The organism is Salinicola sp. MH3R3-1 (assembly GCF_001937155.1).
Taxonomy (GTDB): Bacteria; Pseudomonadota; Gammaproteobacteria; order Pseudomonadales; family Halomonadaceae; genus Salinicola; species Salinicola halophyticus.
In genome coordinates this window covers 74,379-93,888 of record NZ_MSDP01000018.1, presented here as the reverse complement: position 1 = coordinate 93,888, position 19,510 = coordinate 74,379, and the positions used below count along the sequence as shown (strand labels likewise).

At 59.4% G+C, this 19,510-nt stretch carries 15 protein-coding genes and 1 pseudogene; 7 read left to right on the top strand and 9 right to left on the bottom strand.

Translation table 11 applies throughout. The annotated features are described in order from the left end of the window. Window positions 1-2 precede the first annotated feature (2 nt). Window positions 3-1,625, top strand: coding sequence for an NERD domain-containing protein (locus tag BTW08_RS11720; RefSeq protein WP_075562705.1), 1,623 nt, complete (start codon window positions 3-5; stop codon window positions 1,623-1,625). A 998-nt stretch (window positions 1,626-2,623) separates the two neighbouring features. Here BTW08_RS11720 and BTW08_RS11710 read toward each other — a convergent pair. Together BTW08_RS11710 and BTW08_RS19370 are read right to left on the bottom strand one after the other, a co-directional pair. Further along, on the bottom strand, window positions 2,624-2,830 hold the full coding sequence (locus BTW08_RS11710; protein WP_075562704.1) for a DUF1153 domain-containing protein: 207 nt from the start codon (window positions 2,828-2,830) through the stop codon (window positions 2,624-2,626). 171 nt (window positions 2,831-3,001) lie between these two features. Continuing rightward, a pseudogene (locus tag BTW08_RS19370) lies at window positions 3,002-3,160 on the bottom strand (IS5/IS1182 family transposase); the annotation flags it as partial. A gap of 241 nt (window positions 3,161-3,401) precedes the next feature. Between BTW08_RS19370 and BTW08_RS11705 the strand changes: the two are divergent. Next, a complete protein-coding gene (locus tag BTW08_RS11705) occupies window positions 3,402-4,712 on the top strand; it encodes a DNA cytosine methyltransferase (protein WP_075562703.1) in 1,311 nt (436 codons plus the stop codon). Between the two features lie 991 nt (window positions 4,713-5,703). On the opposite strand, the gene BTW08_RS11700 is transcribed toward BTW08_RS11705, so the two are convergent. Together BTW08_RS11700 and BTW08_RS11695 are read right to left on the bottom strand one after the other, a co-directional pair. Further along, window positions 5,704-6,120 (bottom strand): TetR/AcrR family transcriptional regulator, encoded by a 417-nt coding sequence (locus BTW08_RS11700; protein WP_210403242.1) that lies wholly within the window; start codon window positions 6,118-6,120, stop codon window positions 5,704-5,706. 205 nt (window positions 6,121-6,325) lie between these two features. Beyond that, the gene (locus BTW08_RS11695) at window positions 6,326-7,372 is read right to left on the bottom strand and encodes an AraC family transcriptional regulator (protein WP_246837718.1); all 1,047 of its coding nucleotides are present in this window, start codon (window positions 7,370-7,372) and stop codon (window positions 6,326-6,328) included. A gap of 21 nt (window positions 7,373-7,393) precedes the next feature. On the opposite strand from BTW08_RS11695, the gene BTW08_RS11690 reads away from it, so the two are divergent. Then, a complete protein-coding gene (locus BTW08_RS11690; RefSeq protein WP_075562701.1) occupies window positions 7,394-8,242 on the top strand; it encodes an oxidoreductase in 849 nt (282 codons plus the stop codon). A 108-nt stretch (window positions 8,243-8,350) separates the two neighbouring features. On the opposite strand, the gene BTW08_RS11685 is transcribed toward BTW08_RS11690, so the two are convergent. The 3 genes from BTW08_RS11685 to BTW08_RS11675 are packed head-to-tail and all read right to left on the bottom strand — an operon-like array spanning window position 8,351 to window position 14,240. Further along, the gene (locus BTW08_RS11685) at window positions 8,351-9,862 is read right to left on the bottom strand and encodes an MFS transporter (RefSeq protein ID WP_075562700.1); all 1,512 of its coding nucleotides are present in this window, start codon (window positions 9,860-9,862) and stop codon (window positions 8,351-8,353) included. 33 nt (window positions 9,863-9,895) lie between these two features. After that, window positions 9,896-13,027 carry a multidrug efflux RND transporter permease subunit gene (locus BTW08_RS11680; protein ID WP_075562699.1) on the bottom strand — a complete coding sequence of 1,044 codons (3,132 nt, stop codon included), beginning with the start codon at window positions 13,025-13,027 and terminating at the stop codon, window positions 9,896-9,898. Window positions 13,028-13,043: 16 nt separating this feature from the next. Continuing rightward, window positions 13,044-14,240 carry an efflux RND transporter periplasmic adaptor subunit gene (locus BTW08_RS11675; protein ID WP_075562698.1) on the bottom strand — a complete coding sequence of 399 codons (1,197 nt, stop codon included), beginning with the start codon at window positions 14,238-14,240 and terminating at the stop codon, window positions 13,044-13,046. Between the two features lie 157 nt (window positions 14,241-14,397). Here BTW08_RS11675 and BTW08_RS11670 point away from each other — a divergent pair, with 157 nt between their 5' ends. Continuing rightward, window positions 14,398-15,132: a response regulator gene (locus BTW08_RS11670; protein WP_075562697.1), complete on the top strand. Its 735-nt coding sequence runs from the start codon at window positions 14,398-14,400 to the stop codon at window positions 15,130-15,132. Continuing rightward, entirely contained in the window at window positions 15,129-16,187 is a 1,059-nt protein-coding gene (locus tag BTW08_RS11665; protein ID WP_075562696.1) for an ATP-binding protein, read from the top strand. Before BTW08_RS11670 ends, BTW08_RS11665 begins: the two co-directional genes overlap by 4 nt. A gap of 64 nt (window positions 16,188-16,251) precedes the next feature. Here BTW08_RS11665 and BTW08_RS11660 read toward each other — a convergent pair whose 3' ends face one another. Next, window positions 16,252-17,103 (bottom strand): anti-sigma factor, encoded by an 852-nt coding sequence (locus tag BTW08_RS11660; RefSeq protein ID WP_075562695.1) that lies wholly within the window; start codon window positions 17,101-17,103, stop codon window positions 16,252-16,254. Then, window positions 17,100-17,621, bottom strand: coding sequence for an RNA polymerase sigma factor (locus BTW08_RS11655; RefSeq protein ID WP_075562694.1), 522 nt, complete (start codon window positions 17,619-17,621; stop codon window positions 17,100-17,102). The genes BTW08_RS11660 and BTW08_RS11655 overlap by 4 nt, the downstream gene beginning before the upstream one ends. 174 nt (window positions 17,622-17,795) lie before the next feature. Between BTW08_RS11655 and BTW08_RS11650 the strand changes: the two genes are divergently transcribed. Continuing rightward, window positions 17,796-18,869: a catalase family peroxidase gene (locus BTW08_RS11650; protein ID WP_075562693.1), complete on the top strand. Its 1,074-nt coding sequence runs from the start codon at window positions 17,796-17,798 to the stop codon at window positions 18,867-18,869. After that, the gene (locus tag BTW08_RS11645) at window positions 18,866-19,414 is read left to right on the top strand and encodes a cytochrome b (RefSeq protein WP_075562692.1); all 549 of its coding nucleotides are present in this window, start codon (window positions 18,866-18,868) and stop codon (window positions 19,412-19,414) included. The genes BTW08_RS11650 and BTW08_RS11645 overlap by 4 nt, the downstream gene beginning before the upstream one ends. Window positions 19,415-19,510: the final 96 nt, after the last annotated feature.

Sequence of the window (19,510 nt, the reverse complement as noted above, 5' to 3'; positions counted from 1 at the left end):
AGATGCCAAAAATTGTGGGTGGTTTACCGGCAGACCGTTGGGAAAACGAGGTGCTTAAGGCATTTAAAAGTCAGCTACCTGATGATTGGGTTGTTATTTCTAGCGTGCATTGGACTCTTGAAAAGAATGGTTACGTCCGAGACGGTGAAGCTGATTTTGTTGTCCTTGTGCCTAAGTCTGGTCTTATAGTTGTTGAAGTAAAGGGCTCTAAAGAGTTTAAAGTTGGGGATGATGGACTTTGGAGCCGAAGGGAAAACAACGGTACTTGGACCGAGCTTAAAGAGGCGCCGCCAGAGCAGGCTACCAGGAATATGCATGATTTGACTAAAGTACTGAATGAGCGCTACCAATGGCTTGGCTTTCCGGGACGGTACTCATATCTTGTTATCTACCCTCAGGGGGAAGCGGCCAGCCTCCCCGCGATGTTTGATGAGTCAACAATAGCGACGCGAAGACATATGAATCAGTTGCCGTCACGACTCCGTAAATCGCTTGAAAAGCGTGGGGGAGAGGGACGTGGAGAGAAATTCGCTACACTAGTTGTCGAGTCGATTATTGATCACCTTAAGAATAGGAAATTTCATGTGTATAAAGCAGATTCTGGAGAGGAAGTTGCTGATGACACGGACAGAATCGAGCAACTTACTCGGCAGCAATTTGCTAGCTTAAAAGGGGTTTTTCAGCTGCCAAATGTTGCTGTAGTAGGCCCGGCTGGTTCAGGAAAGACAGTCTTGGCGATGTGGCGATTAAAAGCACTAATCGATCAAGGTAAGAGGGCTGTCTATATTTGCTATAACCGTGCGCTCGCAGCCTCACTGCGTATGCATAATCAAGATTATGCGGCTTTCATATGGAACGTAGACAAACTATTTAGTACGATATGCTCAGAAACACGTTCTGTAGTGGGACTAGATGAGTTTTATAGGGAGGTCTTGCCTGGGAAAGTTATGGACTACGCGGACACGTATTCTAAATACGATGCGATAGTAGTCGACGAAGGACAGGACCTGTCAGAATGTCAGATTATCGCATTACTAGAACTTCGCTCAAACGAGGGCGAGTGGGCTTTTTTTTCTGACTGGAAACAAGATTTGTTCCATGCTGGGAATACCACTCCGATAGGTGCTGAAGTGGTGTTTAGCCTACATCACAATTGTCGAAACACTGTAAAAATTAACGAAGCTTCAAACTCTTATCTCAATTCGAAAATTGAGTCTATGCCCGGCATGCCCCTGGGTGTGTCTCCTTTGGTTGAGTTGGCTAATAACCAATCGATGCGAGCGTGGGAAATTGCCAAGAAATGGAGCGGAGAAGGCTCGGTGGTGATACTCAGTCCTTACAGGTATGAAAACTCCTCGATGAGAGGGGAGATTTCAGGACATGGTCTTCGTCTGAGTACTGAAATCAGCGATCTTGGAGAGGATGGAACTGTTTTCTTCTCGACAATAAAATCGTTCAAAGGTATCGAGGCGAGGGCGATAATCGTCGTTGACGCTGGCATCCCAGATGAACATATTGCTTTTTCTAAGGAGGATCTTTACGTTGCTACTACTCGCGCGACAACTCGATTAGCTCTGATTACCTCAAGGAAAGACGTCGCTGCCTATTACAATGCTTTTTCTTAATCAATATTGGAGAAGCTGATAGGGATCGCCCGCAAGATGTTGTGTTGCTAAATTGATAAATATTCAGTCCTTGCATGTAAATCAATCTGAATGCGTTTACATCGAAGAGCGGCCACATTAGTCTCTGGGCTATGTGGCCGCTCTTCGATGTAGTACCGGATCCAGCGATCGATCACGATCCTGGCTTTGCCCAGCGACTCGAAGCGATGGAGCCAGATGCACTCCTCCTTCAAGGAACGGAAGAAGCGCTCGACGAGGCCGTTCTGCTTCGGGGTATACGGCGGCGTAAACTCTTGAGTAAGGCCATAGGCCGTCTGTACCGGTGTAGTGGCTACTGCTGAAAACGAGCCCGTTATTGGAGCGAAGGGCCAACGGCTGCTGAACGCGCCCCAGCGCCCCAAGCCGATAGATCAGTGCTTCCTCCAACGCCGCTTCCGCGGTCTTGTTGCTGCCATTGTCCGATAATCGCCAGCCGAGGATCTCTCGTGTGCAGCAGTCGATGATCGCCGCCAGTCTGGCTCGTCGATCCTTTCCTCACCACACGTGGGTGAGATCGGTTGTCCATCGCTCATCAGCCCTCGAGGCGACAGACGGTAGACTCCTGGCGCGAGGGCGGAAGCCCTGAGGCCGCTTGCGTACCTGCCAACCTTTGAGCTACAAGATGCGCTGTATCGGCTTGTGATTTTCACCCAAAACGCACACCAGTCGGCGATAGCCATAGGTAGGGAACCGTTCTAGGGTCAGCCTCACCCGCGCTGCCAGATCGGTATTGATGGCGCGCTACCGCGGCTTGGGCCGGTAATACAGACTTCGCCGGGGAAGCCCTAACCAGCAGCAGAGCTTAACGAGCGATACCGCATGGCCTTTCTCGGCCAGTTGCGCCTGCAGCAACCTTACGAGTTCTCGTCCTCGTCGAGCAGGCGCTTGAATTTTTTTAGCGCATAGATCTGCAGGTGGGCCTCGCCCAGTGCCTTCTTGGTCTCCCGGAGTTCAAATTCCTACTGCTCACGGATGTCCTTAGGGCGGGCCTTGACCCCGTTCTCCATGCTCCGCTGGGCCTCATCGATCCAGCCCTCGACCCCGGGGGCGGTGAGACCATACTGGCGAGCCACTTCAGCGGCCGTGGTCTTGCCCTTGAAGATGTCCATGACCACGGCAGCTTTGTGCTTCGCAGTCCATCGCTTGATAGAGTTATCGTCACTCATCCTGTCCTCCTGATGGCTTCACTATAGCTTGTGCAGCTATGGAGGGGGGGCACTTCAGACGCTCTACCGGTCTAACTTACGCCTCAACAGATGGGGTTGTGGACAGCTTACGGCTATCAAGGAGTGGCCTCTACGGCATGACAGCTTTGCTAATAGACTGGCATACCAAATTCAAGGCGCATTGGTCCCTTTTACTCGGCCTTGATATCTTGTCGAAAGCACCAGATTGGCCAAGCCGAACAGACTAAACTGCTGCGCCTTGGTTCTTAGCAAGCGTCTTTAGCGAGCTTTACGGTAGCCGAAAAGGTTCTTGATGACATGAATCGGGTGGATACCACTTACCGGCTAGTAGGCGACTCGCTGTTAAGTTTGCGCTATCATAACAGGACGTTTATGTCTCTCATGGTACTTCGCTTACCGGGTTGGTCACTTTTTAGTCGGTTGAAACTTGCTAGAGCGGACAGTATGCGAATGAGTCGATGTCAATAGCTATACTGACCTGAAGTTTCTCTTTTTTCTATGTCAAGCTCATCAGAAATACTGATTTTTGTCTACGGACTATTTATAAATTATGGATAAATCTGCTTCTACCCTTCGTTTTGTCGATGTTTTTTCAGGGTGCGGAGGGCTTTCGCTCGGTTTACTTCAGGCCGGTTGCCGAGGAGTCTTTGCGATCGAAAAGAGTCCCTTGGCCTTCGAAACGTTTCGCTACAACTTAGTGGATGGAGACAACTTCCAGTTTGAATGGCCCGAGTGGCTGCCAAAAGAAGCCATGTCATGTGAAGATTTATTGCAAAATTATTCCGAAGATTTAGCGGGATTGAGAGGGAGTATTGATGTAGTTGTGGGTGGCCCTCCTTGCCAAGGGTTTTCCACGGCTGGCCGTCGTGACTTTTCTGATCCTAGAAATCAGATGACAAATCAGTACTTGCTACTAATTGATATATTACAGCCCCGTTACCTTGTAATTGAGAATGTGGCTGGAATTAACATGCGTTTTTCATCGGAAGACGATGTTTCCTCTCTAATACAGGAGGCTAAACCACCTTCTCATGCAGATAGTGTGGATAAATGTTTGGAGGAGATTGGTTACTCTGTCTCGCGAGGGCTAGTTAATTGTTCAGACTATGGTGTTCCTCAAAACCGATTAAGATATTTGTTTCTGTGTGAGCGTGATGTGCAAGGAGAAAAGGGTAATGAAAATCTCCTGAGAGAGCTTCTTCACTCGAGGAATGAATTTTTGTCTGAGAATAACTTGCCTCTCCATGAAAAGGTCACTGCTAAAGAAGCTCTTCATGATTTGTGTACTTCAGGAAGAGATTTGGTAGATAGCACAGACTCCAATGCTAAAGGGTTTAAGGAGGCTAAGTATACGCCTCCCCCGATTAAGATTGGGTACCTTAAGATAATGAGGGAGATGTCAGGTGATAAGTCACCTAATAGTCGTCGTTTAGCCAATCATAAAAATCGAACTATTGAGCATTTTAAAAAAGTTCAGAAAGTTTGTCGGCCTGGTCGTCCGATGTCAAAGGATGAGCGCGAGCGGTTAGGCGTTAAGAAACACACTACTACGGTTCTTCACCCTGACCTGCCGGCACCAACTGTTACAACTCTTCCTGATGACATTTTACATTATTTTGAGCCGCGAATTCTGACGGTAAGAGAAAATGCAAGGCTTCAGTCTTTCCCTGATTGGTTTTCTTTTCAAGGAAAATATACTACTGGCGGGAAGTATAGGAAGAATGAATGCCCTCGCTATACTCAAGTGGGAAATGCAGTGCCACCTCTGTTATCAAAAGCCATTGGGACTATGTTATTGTCCAGAGAACAGAAGAAAATGATCAATATTGATAGCGATATGAGACATTCTGCCCTTTCCTAGCTTCGTGAAGATAGTCTTAAGTGAAGGTGTTAGAGATTCGCGAACTCCGTATTTAAGAACAACGAAAGCCTGGGAAGGGCATCCTGTAAGTCGCTTGCGTTTAGCATATAAGCCTCGTTGGACAAGGTTGGCCCGCAATGTGAGTGATGGGCAGGTCATTATCATCGTTGTTTTTATTACTCGGCCTTTTCATCGCAGAGCACGCCCGGCTAGCAGGACTCGAGTATCATCCGCATCAGGCGCTGGTGGTTCGAAGGTAATTGAAGATGGCGTACCGCTGCTGCCGGCACCCATGTCCAGCGCCAGAGCAGTTAGTTTCGTAAGGAATGGCATATAGCCGCGGTGCACATGCTCGAAGTAGCGCCTGGCGTGCTCGTGGAAGTGCCTAGACATGCTGTCAATTCCCCACGACCTTATAGCGGTGCGCTATAGCGTGGTCTACAGAAATGTGATAAGCCGAGTATCGTCGTCAGATAGGCTCGGCAGCCCATCCCAGCTCGGTGTGCGGCTGGGGCAGCGCATTGGCTCAGGATGAAAGAGTGAAACCTGCTACGCTGATTGCGAATTGGTTGCTGACTGCATGGATTGTGTGTGCTCCGTGTAACATGTGGATGTGCCTAACCAATTGAAATATATAAGGCGTGCGTTGCAGGCGCGGTCCTTGCTATAGTTTGGTTGCGCTCATAATCCCTTGGTCGTAGGTTCAAGTCCTACTGGGCCCACCATCCTCGAAGTCTCCCCATTGATAAGCAGTCCTTCGGCCAGGTAGCTGCCAGCTCGATGTTAGCCGCTCGACATGATCCCGAACCTGTCGAACGCCTAGGTTATGACCTCAACAATGAGATGAAGGTGCATACCCACCATTAATCCGAATCCAATTGCGCCTCCAGGCCTGCAACGGCAGTGCGTGCTACACCGAGTAACCGGGATTCGTCCATGCCTTCTCGCGCACTGGCTGAAAGCCCGGACATCGTGCTGGCTACGAAGTCGGTCACCGCCGATGCGCACTCTGGATGGGTGCGGGCGATAAATTCGCGAAGTCGATAACGGCGCTGATTTGCCACCCGGCGTGCGTGAATGACGCTGTCATCTCCGTCATTGCCTCGGGCGGCTTCGAGAACAAGGTACCCCGCTGTTCCGGATCTCGCGCATAGGTTCTTGCGGCGCTCTCCAGCAATTCCGCCAGTGCATCCGCCGGCGCCCGGCCGGGCAGCAGAATATCGTCCAGTGCGAGAGCCGATTGTGCGTAGCGCTCGATGACCTGTGCGAAAAACTCGGACTTGCTACCAAACGCCTTGTAGAAACTGGGCGGCTTCACACCGAGTGCGTCGGTCAGTGCCGCCAACCCTACAGTTTCGTAGCTGCCGGCATGAAACAGCCGCTGGCCCGTATCCAGTGCGGTTTCCATATCGAAGGCCCGGGGGCGGCTTCGAGCCCTCGGCGCTGATTGGGTATTTTCTTGCCGATCCCTCGTGGCCGTGACGATAGGCGGATTCTGTTATTTGCTTTTCAAGGCTACCTACTAGTCGGAGGGCAATCACGCCATCTATTTCCTGATCTCGGCAATAGGGTTGTTCGTCAGCGAGCTGCGTCGCTCGGGCTTCTGATCGATCTCAATGCGACGAGACGTAATCCGATTTGGCGAAGGCCGGCGGTATCGCAAAGTTCTCCCGCATGCGCCTCGTTTCAGCGGCCGGCGTCAATCCGAAAAGCCGTTTAAATTCCCGATTGAACTGCGAAGGGCTCGCATAACCCACGGCATGGCAGGCGGCCTCGGCGGTCATTCCCTGACGCACCATCAGCAAGCGCGCCTGATGCAGCCGCGTGGATTTCACGTACTGCATCGGCGAGGTGTGGGTAATGGTCTTGAAGTGGTTGTGGAACGTGGGAACGCTCATGCCGGCTTCACCGGCGAGTTGCGCCAGATCGAGCGGCTGGGCGTAAGTCGCGTGAATACAGCGTAGCGCCTTGCCGATCTTTCCGAACTGCCCGCGCATGGCCAGCGCCGCTCGCATCGCATCGCCCTGTGCTCCGGTGAGCACGCGAAAATAGAGCTCTCGAACCAGCGCCGGGCCAAGAATCGTCGCCTCGAGCGGCTGGTTCATCGCTTCGAGAAAGCGCACCAGAGACGCCCGTAACGCCGCGTCCATGGGGCTGGACATCAAACTCTGCGGCGCACTCGGCCGTGCTGTCCCGGCATCGCGCTCGATCTGGATCATCAGCTCGGCGGCGAGCTGGAAATCCAGATGCATGTAGATGGCCAGCAGCGGGTGTTCCGGCGTCGCCTCGGTTTCCATCGTGAAGGGCACCGGCACCGAGACCGCCAGGTAGTGCTGCTCGTCGTACAGATACACCTGATCACCGAAGAACCCCTGTTTTCGCCCCTGACATACGAGCACGATGCCAGGATCGTACAGAACCGGAGTACGCGACAAGGGGCGATCCGAGCGCAGGATGCGCACGTCGGGCAGCGCGGTCAGATTGTAGCCCTCGTTCGGCGCCAGCGCCCGAAGCAACGCCACCATGTGCTGCTGTTCAGCCGACGGTGGAGTAGGAATGGTCTTGTTCATCGTATCGCGTGAGATGATAAGAATAGGCAATAAAACTAGAACAATAAGCCTGAAAGGAAGGAAATCAAAGGCGTAATGTGCAGCTCTCACTGATTCATTGGAGCTATTGCCATGTCGTCCAGCAAATCGTCGTCCAACAACCTCATTCTCATCACCGGCGTCAGCAGCGGCTTCGGCCGGGCGCTGGCTCAGGAAGCGCTGGCTAGCGGTCACCGCGTCGTCGGCACGGTGCGCAACGAACAGGCCAGGCAAGCGTTCGAGCAGCTCGACCCGGCGAACGCGGTGGGCCGGGTGCTCGACGTGACCGACTTCGATGCCATCGACGGTGTCGTGGCCGACATCGAGGCGAGCGTCGGGCCGATCGACGTTCTCGTCAACAACGCCGGCTACGGCCACGAAGGGATCATGGAGGAGTCCACGCTGGCCGAGATGCGTCGCCAGTTCGAGGTGAACGTATTCGGTGCGGTTGCCGTGACGAAGGCCGTGTTGCCCTACATGCGTGCCCGCCGTTGCGGGCATATCCTCAACATCACCTCGATGGGCGGCTTCATCACCATGCCGGGCATTGCCTATTACTGCGGCAGCAAGTTTGCGCTGGAAGGGATCTCCGAGGTGCTCGGCAAGGAAGTGAAGCCGTTCAATATCCACGTCACCGCCGTGGCCCCCGGCTCGTTTCGTACCGACTGGGCCGGCCGTTCGATGTCTCGCACACCGCGCTCGATTCCCGATTACGACGCGCTGTTCGATCCGATCCGGCGTGCCCGCGAGGAGAAGAGCGGGCAGCAGCTTGGCGATCCGGCAAAGGCTGCCCGCGCCATGCTGGCCATCATCGCCAGCGAAACACCGCCGGCACATCTGCTGCTGGGCAGCGACGCGCTCGGACTGGTTCGCGATAAACTGTCTGCAATGAGCGACGAGATCCAAGCATGGGAAACGCTCACGCGTTCGACCGACGGCTGATGGCGAAGGGCTGAAGATAAGGGCTGAAGATAAGGGCCGAAGATGAGGGGCTGGGCTGGGCTGGGCTGGGCTGGGCAGAGCAGAGGCCCGGCGCATCTTCGCCTTGAGTCATTGCCGAGACGTTGAATGCTCTCTGAGCAAGTAGATTACCAGGATGGAAAGAGCTGCGAGCAGGGCGGCGGCGGTCATCAACAGGATCGAATGGCTGGAGGAGAATGCGGTTTTGCCTGCCGCGATCAGTGCTGTCGCCTGCGGCTCGGCGAGGTCCCGGGCGACCACATAGCTGTCACCGATGGAGCGCGCCGCGCGCTCGGCCTGAGAGGGGGTGATGTCGGGTGCCAGCAAGATGGTGCGACTGTACACGCTGGACAGGAACACACCGAACAGCGTGATTCCCAGTCCGCTGCCGAGTTCGTATGCCGTGGCTTCCAACGAACCCGCCGCTCCGCCCTGGCTGGACGCTACCGAACTCATGATGGCGATGGACGAGGCGGTCAGACCGAGGCTGAGGGCCAGGCCAAGGAGCGCCAGCATCAGGGGTACCGTCAGCCCCGGATGCCCAAAGTCGGAACGGGCCAGGCATGCCAAAGCCGCTGCGGCAATCGCCAGTGACAGGCTGGCGACCAGGCGCAGGCCGAACAGGTTGGAAAGGTAGCCGGCGACCGGGCCACCGAGAGCGGCCGCGGCCATGATCGGGATCATGAAGATGCCGGCTTGCAGCGGCGTTCTATCCAAGACGTACTGCAGCTCCTGTGCCAGCGTCAGCTCGACGCCGGCCAGTGCGCCACTCGCGACCACGGCCATGATGATGCCGGCCAGGATCGGCGGGCGCGAGAATAGCGACAGGTCGAGCAAGGGCTCCGGTGCGCGCAACTGCAAACGTACGAAGACCAGCAGCAGGCCAAGGCCGGAAAGCGCCACGGAGAGTGCCAAATACAACGGCTGTGTCGCACCGAAGGCCGCCTTGATGCCGTACACCAGCGAGAGCATGCCGGCGATCAGCAACACGGCCTGCCAGGGCGGCCATTGACCCGATGTCGTTTCCTCGATGCGTGGCAGCAAAAGATAGACCAGCGGCATGACGGCCAGCATGATCGGAACGTTGATCAGGAAGGCCGAGCCCCACCAGAAATGCTCCAGCAGGGCACCACCGATCAGTGGCCCCAGCGCCGCGCCGGCTGCGCCCACCGTACCCCAGAGGCCCAGCGCCATGGCGCGTTCTTTGTCATCCTCAAAGGTGCGGCGGATGATACCCAGCACGCACGGCATGATCATCGAACCGCCCAGGGCGAGCAGTGCCCGTGTCCCGATCAGCATGGCTGGCGTCGGGGCGAAGGCGGCCAGTAGCGAAGCCGTGCCGAAGATTCCCAGACCCGTCAGCAGGACGCGGCGATTGCCGATACGGTCGGCCAGCGTTCCCATGGGCACCAGCAGGCCTGCCATCAGCAGCGGGTAGATGTCGATGACCCACAATACCTCGGTGGCGGAGGCGTCCAACGCCAGGGTCAGCGAGGGCACGGCGATATGCAGGATCGTCATGTCGATGACCACCGGCAGGAAGGCCAGCATGACGGCGAGCAGGATCAACCAGCGGTGTGGAATAGCGGGAAACAGGAACATCGGCTCTCGTCCGGTATCGGGATGAAGACTATGTCAGGGTCTACGGCTGCGACGTTCGCCGCGCTGCGCACGCCATGTGGCGAGGCGTTCCTGCGTGCCGATGACAAAAACGAAAAAGGCCGGCACGAAGAATACCGCCAGCAGGGTGCCGCTGAGCATGCCACCGAACACCCCGGTGCCAATGGCGTGCTGAGTCTCCGCGCTGGCGCCGGAGGCGAGCATCAGCGGCACCACACCAAGGGTGAAAGCCAGTGAGGTCATCAGGATCGGCCGCAGGCGCAGCCTTGCGGCGGTCACCGCGGCCTCGACCAGAGGGCGCCCCTCGGTGCGCAACTGCCGGGCGAACTCGACGATTAGGATGGCGTTCTTCGCCGACAGACCGATGAGGGTGATCATCCCTACCTTGAAGAAGATGTCGTTGGGTAGACCGCGCAGCATCACCGCGGCCACGGCGCCGAGCAGGCCCAGCGGCACCACCAGCATCACCGACAACGGAATCGACCAGCTCTCGTAGAGCGCCGCCAGCACCAGGAACACTACCAGCGCCGAGAGCAGCATGAGCACTGGCGCCTGCGCTGCCGACTGGCGCTCCTGCAGCGACTGCCCCGTCCACGCCACGGCGAAGCCTTGCGGCAACTGCGCTGCCAGGCGTTCCATCTCGGCCATCGCCGCGCCGCTGGAAACGCCCGGTGCGGCGCCCCCGGCGAGTCGCACGGCGGAGAAGCCCTGAAAGCGCATCATCTGCTGCGGCGACTCGCTCCACACCGGCGTCACCACCTCGCGCAGCGCCACCATGCCGCCATTGGCATTGCGTACGCGCAGGCCGAGCACGTCGTCCAGTTGCATGCGCGCCGAAGCATCGGCCTGCAGGATGACCTGCTGCATGCGTCCGGCATTGGGGAAGTCGTTGACATACAGCGAGCCCATCGCCGCCGACAACGTGCTGCTCACGGCAGTGAAGGAGAGGCCCATGGCCTCGGCCTTCTGCCGGTCGATTTCCAGGCGGATGCTCTCGCCGGGCGGCAGGCCATCCGCGTAGACATCGCTGACCACTCCGCTCTGCGCCGCCAGTTTCAGCAGTTGCGCCTGTGCAGCCAGCAACGCGGCCTCGCCGCGGTTGGCCCGATCCTGCAGGAACAGGGTAAAACCGGAGGAGGTGCCCAGCTCGTCGATGGCCGGTGGCATCATGCTCATCACCGTGCCTTCGACGTTATCGGCCATGGCCTGCTGCGCCAGCGCCGCCTCTTCGGCAGCCGTCGCCCCATCGCGCTGATCCCAGTCCTTGAGCATGGTGAAGGCCATGGCCGCATTGGGCCCGGAGCCGGCGAAGCTGAAGCCCAGTATCACCAGATTGGTGTCCAGCGCCGGGCGCGAGGCCACGTGTTTCTCGTAGGCCTTGACCACGTCCAGCGTGCGCTCGCTGGTGGCACCGGTGGGCAGTTGAATGGAAGTCATGAAGTAGCCCTGATCCTCCTCGGGCAGAAAGGAGGATGGCAACTGCCGGGCGGCGATGACCAGTACCGCGCAGAGCACTGCGAACACTGCCATCATCCGTCCGCTGCGTCCGACCAGGCGCGCCACGCGCGCGCCGTAGCCTGCCGTGAGGCGCGCGAATCCTCGGTTGAAGGCGCCGAAGAATCCGCGCTTCTCATGATGCTCGGCACCGACCGGGCGCAGCAGCGTGGCGCACAGCGCCGGCGTCAGGGTCAGGGCGAGGAAGGCCGAGAACAGGATCGCCACCGCCATCGACAGGGTGAACTGCTGATAGATTACCCCCACTGAGCCGCTGCCGAAGGCCATGGGGATGAATACGGCGGTGAGCACCAGGGTGATCCCGATGATCGCCCCGGTGATCTCCCGCATCGCCCGCATGGTCGCTTCCTTCGGCGACAACCCCTGGGTGGCCATCAGCCTTTCGACGTTCTCCACCACCACGATGGCGTCATCGACGATGATGCCGATGGCCAGCACCATGCCGAACATGGTCAGCGAGTTGATCGAGAAGCCGGCCAGCAGCATGACCGCGAAGGTGCCGAGCAGCGCGATGGGCGCGACGATGGCCGGGATCAGCGTGCAGCGCAGGTTCTGCAGGAACAGGAACATCACCAGGAATACCAGCGCCATGGCCTCGAACAGGGTATAGATCACCTTCTCGATGGACACCTTGACGAAGGGCGCGGTATCGAACGGCACCGAGTACGCCATGCCTGCGGGCAGGCTCGGCGCCAGCTCGGCCAGACGCTCCCGTACGGCGGCCGCGGTGCGCACCGCGTTGGCGCCGGGCGAGAGCTGGATGGCGGCACTGGTCGCCGCCACGCCGTTCTCGCGGTTGGAAAAGGCGTAAGACTCCGCGCCCAACTCGAGGCGCGCCACGTCCCCGAGCACCACCTTGCCACCATCGGCATCCGCACGCAGCACGACCGCGGCGAACTGCTCCGGGCTTGTCAGTTGCCCTTGCACCGTCAGCGGCACGGTTAGGCGCTGGCCGGACAGCGTCGGCTCGTCGCCGACCCGCCCCGGGGCGATCTGCGCATTCTGCTGCTCGATGGCCTGAGCCAGATCATTCATGGTCAGGCCATAGCCGCTGAGCTTGTTCGGATCGACCCAGACGCGCATGGCCTGCTCGGCGCCGAACAGCTGTACGCGCCCCACACCGTCGATGCGGCGCAGTTCCTGGACGATATTGCGCGCGAAATAGTCGTTCAGTGCGACTTCATCGAACTGGCCGTTGGGCGATGTCATGCCGACCATCATCAGAAAGCCCGTGGCGGCGGACTCTACCTGCAGACCGCTCTGTCGCACGGCCTGGGGCAGGCGGGACTCGACCGCCTTGATCCGGTTCTGCACGTCCACCTGGGCCAGCTCGGCGTCGGTGCCCGGCTTGAAAGTCGCGGTGATCTGCGCCGTGCCCGAGGTGTCGACCGAGGACTCGAAGTAGAGCAGATTCTTGACACCCGACAGTTCGCGCTCGACCAGGCTTACCACCGAGTCGTTGAGCGTCTGTGGCGTGGCGCCCGGATAGGTGGCATAGAGGGTCACAGAGGGCGGGGCCACCGACGGGTAGCGAGCGATAGGCAGCTGCGGGATGGCGATGACGCCGGCCAGCACGATGAACAGGGCGATTACCCAGGCAAACACCGGGCGGTTGATGAAGAACTGCGGCATGACGGATTCTCCGGACTCAGCGCGCGGCGGCGGTGAACTGTTCGCGGATGTCGGACGATTCGCGGGTGTCGTACGGTTCGCTGGCGCCGACGGGATGCCAGGAGCGCGGGGTGACGCGCGCGTTCTCGCTCAGGCGCTCGATGCCTTCGATCACCACCTGCTGGCCGGCACTGAGCCCGGACACCACGCGATAACGGCGTGCCACCAACTCCCCGAGCTCGATCGCCACCGGCCGCGCCTGACCCTGGGCGTCCACCACCCACACGCTGGCCTGGCCGGCGGTGCGGGTCACCGCCTGTTGCGGCACGCTCAGGGCGGTGGGGTAATGCGCACGGGGGACCCTCGCCTGCACGTAGAGTCCGGGCAGCAAACGGCGCTGCGGGTTGTCCACCAGTACGCGCAGCAACACGTCGCCGGTACCGGTATCCACCTGAGTGCCGGAGAATAGGATGCGGCCCTGCATGCCGAGAGGCTTGCCGTCGCTGCCTAGAATCTCCACGGTTAGCGCCGGCGTCGCCGCGCCGGTCTGGCGGCGCAACGTCTCCAGTGCCGAAGCGGACTGGCGCACATCGACATACACCTGGTCGATCTGCTGGATTCGCGCCATGGGCGTCGTATCGGTCGGCGAGACCAGCGCGCCTTCGCTGACCAGGGTCTGGTCGATGCGACCGTCAATCGGCGCCTCGACACTGGCGAACTGCAGATCCAGCTTGCGTCGCGCCAGAGTCGCCTTGGCCTGGGCCACGTCGGCGGTGGCCTGATCGCGGAGGGAAGCTGCATCGTCGTAAGTTTGGCGGCTGACGGCTTCGCTGCGTCTCAACGACCCCAGACGATCGGCCTTGATGCGAGCCTGGGCCAGCATCGCCTCGGCCCGTTGCAACGCCGCTGAGGCAATATCGACCTCGGCCTTGAAGGGGGCCGGATCGATCTGGAACAGCGTCTTGCCGGCCTCGACATCGCGGCCTTCCTCGAACAGGCGGCGTTTCACGATGCCGGTGACCTGCGCGCGCACTTCGGCAGTACGCACGGCCAATACGCGCCCGGGAAGATCCTCGGTGACCGAAAGGTCGGCGGCTTCCAGCGTCATCACCGAGACCGGAATCGGTGACGGCGCCTCGCTCGTGGCATCGGGTGGCGAGGGATCGCAGCCTGTCAGCCCCAACACGGCAAACCCTGCGAGCAGAATGCTCCACTGCCGCTGTCTGATGCGCATACCACACTAACCTCGCTCAAGGGGTCGTCGCGCCAGGCGGCAACCGAAAAGGACCGAGGCCCAGTTTGGCTCGCTGCTATTGCGAATGATTCGAGGCTTTATGGAGAAAGCATGGAGGGCGCGATAAAATTCAGGACCATACTCATCGAGTCCGCTCATGTTCGATCGCCACGCGCGTGTCAGCCCTGCTTCTCCTGCTTCGGCACTGGTACTGATCGCCGAGGATGAAGCCGAGATCGCCGACATTCTCGTCGCCTATTTGCAGCGCAGCGGGTTACGCACCCAGCTCGCCGCCGATGGCCTCGCAGCGCTGTCCATGCACCAATCGCTCAAGCCGGATCTGCTGCTGCTCGACGTGCAGATGCCTCGCGTCGACGGCTGGAAGGTGCTCAGTGAAATCCGCGCCCGTGGAGACACCCCCGTGATCATGCTCACCGCGCTCGATCAGGATCTCGACAAGCTGATGGGACTGCGTCTGGGCGCGGACGATTACGTGGTCAAGCCCTTCAATCCGGCCGAAGTGGTGGCGCGAGTTCAAGCGGTACTGCGGCGCACCCGGATGAGCGAGCCCGCCCCCACGCAGATGCTGCGCGTCGGCCCGTTCCAGATCGACTTGGAGAACCACGAAGCCAGCATCTGCAATGGTGATCAGCAACAGTTGCTGGATCTGACCCTGACGGAGTTCAAGCTGCTAGCCTGTCTGATGCGGGCGCCCAGGCGGGTGTTCAGCAGGGCGGAGCTACTGGAACATTGTCTGCCCGAGGGCGATACCCAGGAGCGCACGGTGGACAGCCACGTCAGCAAACTGCGCAAGAAGCTCGAGGCCCTGGACATCCAAGGCGTGCCGGCCAGCGTCTGGGGCGTGGGCTATCGTTTCGGCAGCGAGCCATGAAACGCATGCCGGGTCTGCGTCGGCAGATTATCCAGTCCCTGGCGGTGATGGCGCTGGGCATCATCTTCATCGCGGTGTTCGGCTCCTACGTGTTCTACGCCATCGCCACGGCCTATTTGCCGGAGAGCATCTCCAACAGCTGGATGCCGTCACGGGTCGAACTGGCGTGGATCGTCTGCACTACGGTTGCCGCGCTGGGCATGGCGGTATTCGTTGCTATCCGTTTATCGCGACGTCTGCTCACCCCATTGAATTCGGTGGCACACAGTCTGCGCGAAGTGGCCCAGGGTAAGCTGACCGCGCGTGCGCGGACGGACGAAAGGGCCATGGGCGAGACGGCACAGCTGGTGCGCGATTTCAACGCCATGGCCGAGCGGCTGCAAAGCGTGACCCGGGAACGCGAGTTCTGGAACGCCGCCATCGCCCATGAGCTGCGCACGCCGGTGACCATTTTGCGCGGACGTCTGCAGGGCCTTTCGGAAGGCGTCTTCACGCCCAGCAGCGAGCTGTTCGATGGCTTGCTGCGCCAGGTGGAAGGTCTGAACCGGCTGATCGAGGATCTGCGGGTGTTGAGTCTCAATGACAGCGGCCATCTGGAGTTGCACCGGGTCGAGGTGGATCTCGCCCAGGAACTCGGCAGTGTTCTGCAGGCCTTCGCCGCGCCGCTGGCGGCAAAAGGGTTCCATCTGCACAGTGAACTCGAGGCTAATTTGAAGGTGAAGTGCGATCCGGTGCGTATGCGTCAGGCGCTGATGGCGTTACTGGAAAACGCCCAGCAGCATGCCGAGCCGGGCAGTCTGCGGGTTCGCCTCTATCCAGCGGGCGGTCACTGCCATCTCGTCGTCGAGGACGACGGTCCCGGCATCGATAGGGCGCTTGCCTCTGACCTGTTCGAGGCTTTTCACCGTGGCGATCCCTCGCGGTCACGCAAAAGCGGCGGCAGCGGCCTGGGGCTGGCTGTGGTCAAGGCCATTGCGGAGGCACACGGCGGCCAGGCGATTTGTCAGCCCACTGGGCGAGGAGGCAGTGCGTTCGTCATCACCTGGCCGCTTTGAGCGGCCGTGATGTCGTCATGCTTGCCGAGCAAAGCGCTACCGCGATGGGCCGCTCCGGCACGACTCAACTCTCCCGCAGCATCTCTTCGAGCATGGCGGCGTTGGGATCGTCCGGCTTGCTGACGACGGCATAGTTGTAATTGCCTTTCGACCAGTACTGCGCCATGAGCTTGCCGTCGATTCGCTTGCCCGGCTCCAGCATGTGATTGCCGGCACCCGGCGGGCGTATGTACATCATCATCTGACGCCCGGTCCGGTCACGATAGACCACCATCGCGGCCGGCCCTTGATCGGTGGCCAGCAGCCGCGCACCCGTCATCTCCAGGCCGGCGGCGCTAAGATCGGGCGGCATGATCCCGTCGCTGAAATGGGCCTGAAACAGTTTGACGATTCCCTCGCGACTGTTGGCGTCCGGTTCGGAGACGGCGGTATCGCTGGCGTCGACAATACCGTTCCCATCGATAGCAGTGTTGCCGTCGATGGCCGTGTTTCTATCGATAGTCGTGTTCCCGTCGAACGAGACGCTGTCGGTGAACAGGCGATAGGCCTGAACGGCGTCTGCCATCGGCTGCGCCGAAATCGAGGGCGGGGTCATCATGTCGTGCACTTTCCAACCGCCGGTCATGCCGATGCCCAGGGTCATGACCAGCATGGCTGCCGTCGCCAGCCAGCGTTGGTGGCTGGCTCGCTGGCGACGCCGAATCGCGGCGGGATCGAGCGCCGGGTTGTCTGGCCACTGTTGGGGGTTGGCGTAACGCGCGCGCAAGCGTCTTGCGTCCATGCGCCACTGTTCGAGCTCCGCCGCCTGTTCGGGATTGGCCTGGAGCCGGGATTCGATCCACTGCCGGCGCTCGGCATCCAGCTGATCATCGAGATAGGCGTGCAGGTCCTGCTCGGTGGGGTGACGTGGATTCATTTGAGTCTCCAGAGTGACGGTGACGACGGTTTTTCCCGCGATGTTCCTTCGTCCAGGTCGCGCAGCGATCGGCGTGCCCGGGACAGTCGTGACATTACCGTACCGATCGGAATGTCCAGGGTTTCGCTGACTTCGCGGTAGCTCAGCCCCTCCACCGAAACCAGCATCAGCAGCGCCCGATGTTCCGGAGAAAGTCGATCGAACGCCTCCCAGGTGGCGTTTGCCACGACGATATCTTCCGTCGAGGCGCTGGTCTGGGGGTCGCTGGTGAACAGCTGCATGAGCCGAGCGTAGCGCCCGGCGCGACGGCGACCGTCGATGAACTGTCGATACAGAATCGAAAACAGCCAGGCGCGAAGATCGCCATCGGGGCGGCGGCGCTGCCAGTGGCCGATCGCTTTCTCTATCGTCGCCTGCACCAGATCATCGGCATCGCTGGGGTTCTGGCTCAGCGACAGGGCAAAGCGCCGCAGACGCGGCAGTATTTCACGCAGTTGATCGTCATCGGGTGGGCTCATGGGGATTCCAGCGTGTCGAAGGAAGTCGCTGTAGGACGAACCGGCTGAAATTCTATTCCCTTCTGTCGTCGATGAAATTGCCAATATTTCTGTACTGCGATCCAACGAGCGGGAATAAAGCGTCGACAGCGTCGTCCTACTGCCTCCATTCAGGCAACGTTCCCCGGAGCGCACATGACCCCGAAAACCCCACCACCGCTGAACACGATATTTCGGTTCACGGTCATCGGACTCGTTATCGCCGTCCTGGCGACGGCTTTTGCCTACGTTGGCGGCTGGCTGGACCCAAGTCGGCTGACCCCAGATCGGATGATCAACACGCTGGAAGACAACGCCGGTGTTCACGAAGGCTATCGCCGCAATCACGCCAAGGGATACTGCGTGGTGGGCAGCTTCGAGAGCAATGGCAATGCGGCCAGTCTGTCCCGCGCCAGCGTTTTCGAGACGGGACGCGTTAGCCCGGTCATCGGCCGCCTCGCGATTCCCGGAGGAGACCCGCATGCCAATGATGGCATGCCGCCGATACGCAGTTTCGCGCTGCAATTCCAGTTGCCGAACGACGAGCAGTGGCGGACCGCGATGAACGCGATGCCGGTATTTCCGGTATCGACACCGCAGGCATTCTGGGAACTGTTGAAAGCCTCCCAGCCGGATTCGCAGAGCGGCAAGCCGGATGCCGCGAAAATGTCGGCCTTCTTTGCCGACCATCCGGAAACCAAGCCATTCCTGGCATGGGCGAAAACCGCCCAGCGCTCCTCGAGCTTCGTCAACGTCGATTACAACAGCCTCGATGCCTTCCGCTTCATCGATGCCGCCGGGACTACCCACTTCGTACGCTGGGGGCTGGTACCGGAAGCGCCGTTCACGGCGATGACCGACGCCCAGAAGCAGGATCCCGATTTTTTGTCCAAAGACCTGCGTGAACGCCTGGAGCAAGGGCCGCAGCGTTGGCATCTGATCGTGACCGTGGCGAATCCGGGTGATCCGACCAATGATGCCACCCTGGTCTGGCCCGAGGATCGTCGCCAGATCGATGCCGGCGTCGTCACCATCGAGAGCGCCCAGGCTCAGGCCGACGGCCCCTGTCGGGATATCAACTACGATCCGCTGGTGCTGCCCGATGGCATCGCCGGCTCCGATGATCCGCTGCTGAGCGCGCGCTCCGCGGCCTATTCGGAATCCTACAACCGACGTACCCGCGAGGAGGCCGAATCGGCCACACCCTCCACTCAGGAGCCACGATCATGAACTCACCGACCACCGGTACTTTTTCCGTTCCTGCTCGCCTGTTGCACTGGTCGATGGCCATCATGGTCATGTCGATGCTGTTCATCGGTATCGGCATGGTCGCCACGGTTTCCGAGCGTCACGTCTGGCTCCTCCAGCTCCACAAGCCACTGGGGATCGCAATTCTCGCGCTGGTCATCGTGCGTCTTTTCGTGCGCTGGCGGTACGGCACGCCAGCGCTACCGTCGGATTTACCGCCATGGCAGCGCGCGGCGGCCCATCTGTCCCACTGGATGCTATACGCACTGATGCTGGCGATGCCACTTATCGGTTGGACCATGCTCTCGGCCGGCGGTTATCCGGTGACTCTTTTTTCCGGCGTCACGCTGCCGGATCTGTTGTCGCCTTCTGCCACAATGTATAGCGCGTTGCGGTTCGCCCATACGTGGCTGGCGCTGAGTCTTTTCGCCGTCATTCTCATTCACCTAACGGCGGCCTTGTACCACGGCTTGATTCGTCGGGATGGCGTACTGGCAAGCATGACGAAAGGTCAAAAGCATCCGTGAACCGCATACCCTTTTCCTGAAAAGGCGAACGGGTTACTCATAAAAAAAGCGATCGGATCGGCGGCATATCGATCCTGATCGCTTTAGCGTTTCTAC

Bases quoted from the DNA above. Each gene is read 5' to 3' on its own strand.
- BTW08_RS11670 (WP_075562697.1), top strand. From the start codon at position 14,398: ATGTTCGATCGCCACGCGCGTGTCAGCCCTGCTTCTCCTGCTTCGGCA.
- BTW08_RS11710 (WP_075562704.1), bottom strand. From the start codon at position 2,830: ATGAGTGACGATAACTCTATCAAGCGATGGACTGCGAAGCACAAAGCT.
- BTW08_RS11700 (WP_210403242.1), bottom strand. From the start codon at position 6,120: ATGGAAACCGCACTGGATACGGGCCAGCGGCTGTTTCATGCCGGCAGC.
- BTW08_RS11650 (WP_075562693.1), top strand. From the start codon at position 17,796: ATGACCCCGAAAACCCCACCACCGCTGAACACGATATTTCGGTTCACG.
- BTW08_RS11645 (WP_075562692.1), top strand. From the start codon at position 18,866: ATGAACTCACCGACCACCGGTACTTTTTCCGTTCCTGCTCGCCTGTTG.
- BTW08_RS11680 (WP_075562699.1), bottom strand. From the start codon at position 13,027: ATGCCGCAGTTCTTCATCAACCGCCCGGTGTTTGCCTGGGTAATCGCC.
- BTW08_RS11720 (WP_075562705.1), top strand. From the start codon at position 3: ATGCCAAAAATTGTGGGTGGTTTACCGGCAGACCGTTGGGAAAACGAG.
- BTW08_RS11685 (WP_075562700.1), bottom strand. From the start codon at position 9,862: ATGTTCCTGTTTCCCGCTATTCCACACCGCTGGTTGATCCTGCTCGCC.
- BTW08_RS11675 (WP_075562698.1), bottom strand. From the start codon at position 14,240: ATGCGCATCAGACAGCGGCAGTGGAGCATTCTGCTCGCAGGGTTTGCC.
- BTW08_RS11660 (WP_075562695.1), bottom strand. From the start codon at position 17,103: ATGAATCCACGTCACCCCACCGAGCAGGACCTGCACGCCTATCTCGAT.
- BTW08_RS11655 (WP_075562694.1), bottom strand. From the start codon at position 17,621: ATGAGCCCACCCGATGACGATCAACTGCGTGAAATACTGCCGCGTCTG.
- BTW08_RS11665 (WP_075562696.1), top strand. From the start codon at position 15,129: ATGAAACGCATGCCGGGTCTGCGTCGGCAGATTATCCAGTCCCTGGCG.
- BTW08_RS11690 (WP_075562701.1), top strand. From the start codon at position 7,394: ATGTCGTCCAGCAAATCGTCGTCCAACAACCTCATTCTCATCACCGGC.
- BTW08_RS11705 (WP_075562703.1), top strand. From the start codon at position 3,402: ATGGATAAATCTGCTTCTACCCTTCGTTTTGTCGATGTTTTTTCAGGG.